The organism is Nitrobacter sp. 62-13 (assembly GCF_001896955.1).
GTDB lineage: Bacteria > Pseudomonadota > Alphaproteobacteria > Rhizobiales > Xanthobacteraceae > Nitrobacter.
Window position 1 is genome coordinate 82,335 of record NZ_MKRN01000017.1, and the last position, 4,348, is coordinate 86,682.

General features: G+C 57.3%; 3 protein-coding genes. 1 reads left to right on the forward strand and 2 read right to left on the reverse strand.

All coding sequences use genetic code 11. The features are described 5' to 3' along the window. Both BGN91_RS02675 and purU read right to left on the reverse strand, forming a co-directional pair. The coding region (locus BGN91_RS02675; RefSeq protein WP_292610406.1) for a flagellar protein at positions 1 to 1,486 on the reverse strand (1,486 nt) is incomplete at its 3' end. Between the two features lie 441 nt (positions 1,487 to 1,927). After that, the gene (purU, locus tag BGN91_RS02680) at positions 1,928 to 2,791 is read right to left on the reverse strand and encodes a formyltetrahydrofolate deformylase (protein WP_292610407.1); all 864 of its coding nucleotides are present in this window, start codon (positions 2,789 to 2,791) and stop codon (positions 1,928 to 1,930) included. 785 nt (positions 2,792 to 3,576) lie between these two features. Here purU and BGN91_RS02690 point away from each other — a divergent pair. Continuing rightward, on the forward strand, positions 3,577 to 4,348 hold a 772-nt coding region (locus tag BGN91_RS02690; RefSeq protein ID WP_292610413.1), incomplete at its 3' end, for a YqaJ viral recombinase family protein.

Genomic DNA, 4,348 nt, shown 5'->3' on the forward strand with positions numbered 1-4,348 from the left:
CCGCTTCCTCGTTGGTGTCGGCGAGCGTCAGGTTCGACGAACCGGTCTGCAGCACGTTGATCAGGTTCTTCGAGAAGTCCTGACGGATCTGCACGATCGACAGGTTCGAACCGAAGGTTGAAGCCTGGGAGCGCAACGAGCTGGAGGCGTCGTTAAGCGAGTTCAGAACCTTGTTGGTCGAAGCGTTGTCGAGGAAGTCGGTACCCTTGGTCAGCGACGCCAGACCCAGGCCAGCCGGATCGAAGGTCACGCCCTGAATGGTCAGGGTGGACTTGCCGGTCTCATTGAACACCAGCTTGAGCTGGTCGCCGTTCAGCAGGTTGACGCCGTTGAAGGACGAATCCTGCGCGGTGGTCTTGATCTGGTCGATCACCGCGTTGTACTGGCTGATCAACGTCGCACGCGTGTTCTGCGCGTTGGCGTCTTCGACCGGTGCACTGACCGTCACAGAAGCGCCGAACAGGCCCGCGCCGGCGGCAACCGCCGTACCACCGAACGCACCAATCGTCGCATGAGCGTGATCATTGGTGGTGGTGAAAGTCAGCGCCCCGGCCGAATTGATCGAGGCCGTCAGGTTGTTCGCCGCGAGCGCCGTGTTTAACTGATCGAGGGTCTGCACGCCACCGGCACCGAAAGTGACGCTGGTCGCGGTGCCGCCGTCGGTCGCTCCGATCGTTAAGGTCTTGCCCTCGAGCGCAGCCGGAGCGCCGGGGGTGCGGGTCTGGCTCACCGCGCCACCAGTGAAGCCCATCGAGTTGAAAGCGGCGCTGTTGGAGCTTGTGACGGTGAGATCCGAGGCCGTGCCCGTGTGCAGCGTGATCGCGCCACCAGCAACGGCCGAACCAGAACCACCTGACAAAGCGTCAATCTTGCCAAGCAGAGTGTTGACGCTATCGGTTACATTGATCTGATTATTACCCGAGGCGCCTGATGCCATGAACGTGATGTTTTGCCCGTTCACGGTAATTGTATCACCGGCAACGAAGTTAGTAATGATCGAGTCGGTCGCCGCCGCGCCGGACAGCAACGTTGCACCCGTGATAGCAGCCGCGTTCTTGTTGTTGGCCGCAGTACCCGAAACCGTATTGTCGGTCGGAGCGCCACCCGGCCCGAGCAGGTTGTCAGCCGTCGCCCCGGTGATGGCGGCAGTGGTCGCCTGGGACTTGGTTGAATAACCCGAAGTCGCCTGCAGCGCCTGGTTGGCGATCGATTTGGCGGTATCGACCAGCTTCTGCAGCGAAGTAATACCCGTGTTGGCAGCCTGCAGCACTTGCACGCCGTTGCCGATCGAATCGAGCAGGTTGTTGATGTCGCTGGCGCGGTTATTCAGCCCCTGCGCGGTGAAGAAGTTGGTCGGGTTGTCGAGCGCCGAGTTGACCTTGTTGCCGGTAGCAAGGCGGTTCTGGGTGGTCGAGAGCAGGTCGGCGGTGGACTGAAGCGAAAGCAGATTCTGGCGAACCGATGCGGAGAGTACGATATCGGACATAATGCAATCCTTCTGGTTTGCGTGTTGCGTAGACGCGCGGCCAGCTTTCTGGCCGGCGGCGCATCCTAGGCGATAGAATGTGAAGAAAGCCTCAAGGGGCCAAGTTAACGGCGCAGTAATGAATCATTTAGAATTAGACGAACCGGTCTTATCGCGCACGTAATTAGAAAGCCGAGATCATCGAAATGTTCACACAAGTGTGGGCATTGCGCGGGCACATGATCTCCATGGAACGACTCTTCCGTTGCAAGTCTGATCTTCTTGGCCCGCTGCAAACAACTATCCGGCGTACCGGATAACTCAGGAATGCCAAATGTGACAGATCGCCTTGATGCAAGAGCGTGAACGCGAGCGTCGGAAGCTGAAGAAGGACGTCATTGCCCGATCACTGAGTGGCAATGGGATGGATGTAAGTGACGGCTAGTTCGCCTGCCCGCACATTCAATCCATGAAGACCACGGTTTTATGGCCGTTCAGGATCACGCGATCGTCCAGGTGATGCCGGATTGCCCTCGCCAGCACCCGCCGCTCGATGTCGCGTCCCTTGCGGACGAGCGCATCGGGCGTGTCGCGATGGCTGATGCGCTCGACGTCCTGATCGATGATCGGCCCTTCGTCGAGATCGCTGGTGACATAATGCGCGGTCGCGCCGATCAGCTTGACGCCATGCTCATGGGCCTGATGGTAGGGCTTGGCGCCCTTGAATCCCGGCAGAAACGAATGATGGATGTTGATGCATCGGCCGGAAAGTTTTGCGCTCATGTCGTTCGACAGGATCTGCATATAGCGCGCCAGCACCACCAAATCGGTGCCCGTTTCCGCCACCAGCTCGAGGATCGCCGCTTCCTGTTCGCGCCTGGTTTCGGTGGTCACCGGCAGGTGATGAAACGGAATATCCCCCAAATCCAGATGTGCATAGGTCTCGCGCGGATGATTGGACACGATGGCGGTCGGGATCATCTCCAGTTCATTGGTACGCCAACGATACAGAATATCGACCAGGCAATGGTCGGACTTCGATACCAATAGCATCACCTTGCGACGCGTGGCGCGGTCGCGCATCTGCCAAGTCATGCCGAAGCGTTCGGCGATCGCGGTAAAACCGGTTTGCAGCGTTGGGAGAGTTACTGCGAGATCGGCAGCATTGAACACCACCCGCATGAAGAAGCGGCCGGTCTCGGCATCGTCGAACTGCTGGGCATCGATGATGTTCTGGCCGTTATGGGCCAGGAACGTAGACACCGCGGACACAATTCCCGGCCGGTCGGGACAGGAGAGCGTCAGCACATATTGATGATGGGGCATGGGTGAGGAATGGCGATTAGACTGGACAATGGAGGCCCGATCCGCTCCGCTCTATCATCCATACCTGTCTCGCGCCACTCTCCCATAGTGACGCAATCACCGGCCGCCCTTAATCTTGATATTCGCCATCGCGACGCGCCTGAAACGCGTGCATCAAGGCTGAATCAGGAGCTGCATCCAGGATCCGCACACGATCTGCGCTGCCTGTTGGAAAGAACCGCGGTTTGAAATCGCACAAGGACTGTTTATGGCTTGGCGGGTAAACCGTCAAAATGGCGTGAAATTCAACAGGTCGAGATCAAGCCGGAGCAGCTCACGGTTGCCGCATGAACGGCCGGCCGAAATCAAGGGCATAGCTTGGGCTCATTTGAACATGAGCTGTCGGAAATAACCCGGCAACGCGTCGGCTCTCGTGGCTCACTATTTTAGTCTCACTTTCCCTTCGCGCGAGCAATTTGGGCGTGGCGTTTGCGCCATCTTACGCCGGCACCACCACCATTTTCGCTGATAAATTCGATGCCCGCCTTCTCCAATGCCTCACGAATTGCTCGCTCGTTAGCGGCTGTTAGGGAAGTTTCATGATCAGCTACTTCAGCTCTTCGAACGGTGTTTGCACCAACTGCGGCTTCTCTAGCGAGATCTAAGGCACTCCACCTCAGCAACGCGCGCGCAGCTCGAATTTGACCACTCGAAAGACCTGATTGCCCCATCTTGACAAAACACCCATTTGGGTTATATTCGCCCATATGGGCGTTATTTTTATTTTAACATTATTGGAGAAGGAAATGAAATCAGCTGTGTGGAAAAAGCCTGATCGTCGGTCCTTCGTTGGTGGCTCTGACGCCAGAGTTATCTTGGGTCAAGATCATGGAAAACTCATTCGGCTTTGGCGAGAGAAGCGAGGCGAGATCGAGCCGGAGGACCTCTCAGATGCACTCATCGTGCAGCTGGGCAGTGTTACGGAAGACCTCAACCGTCTTTGGTTCGAACGAAACACAGGTCATTCGATCAAGGACGTGCAGCGACACATTGGGCACCCGGTCATCAATTGGATGGCAGCCACTCTCGACGGTATTGTCGAACAAACCGGTGCGGTATTTGAAGCTAAATTCATGCTGCCGTGGGCGTTTTCCGAAGAAATGGCCGCAGAAAAGCATATGGCCCAGCTTCAGCACAATATGTGGGTCGCCAATGCCCGTACCGCGAACCTGTCAATTATCTCCGGCGGCGGCAAGTGGGTCGAACTAACGATCCCTGCCGACCCGCTCTATCAACACCTGCTTCTAACCGCAGAAAAGAAGTTCTGGCGTTGTGTACAGAATGGCGAGCCACCTCGGCTCTTCGGTGTCGAAACCCCTCGGGTGCGCCTAGAGGCTGCTCGGGTCGTGGATATGAGCGCGTCCAACAGCTGGGCGGAACTCGCTTCGATCTATCAACGGACGCGAGTCGCACACCAAGAACATGAAAGCGCTAAGAGCAACCTCAAAACGCTCATGCCGGAGGATGCCAAAGAAGCGGTGGGCCATGGCATCCGCGCAAAACGATCGAAAAGCGGAG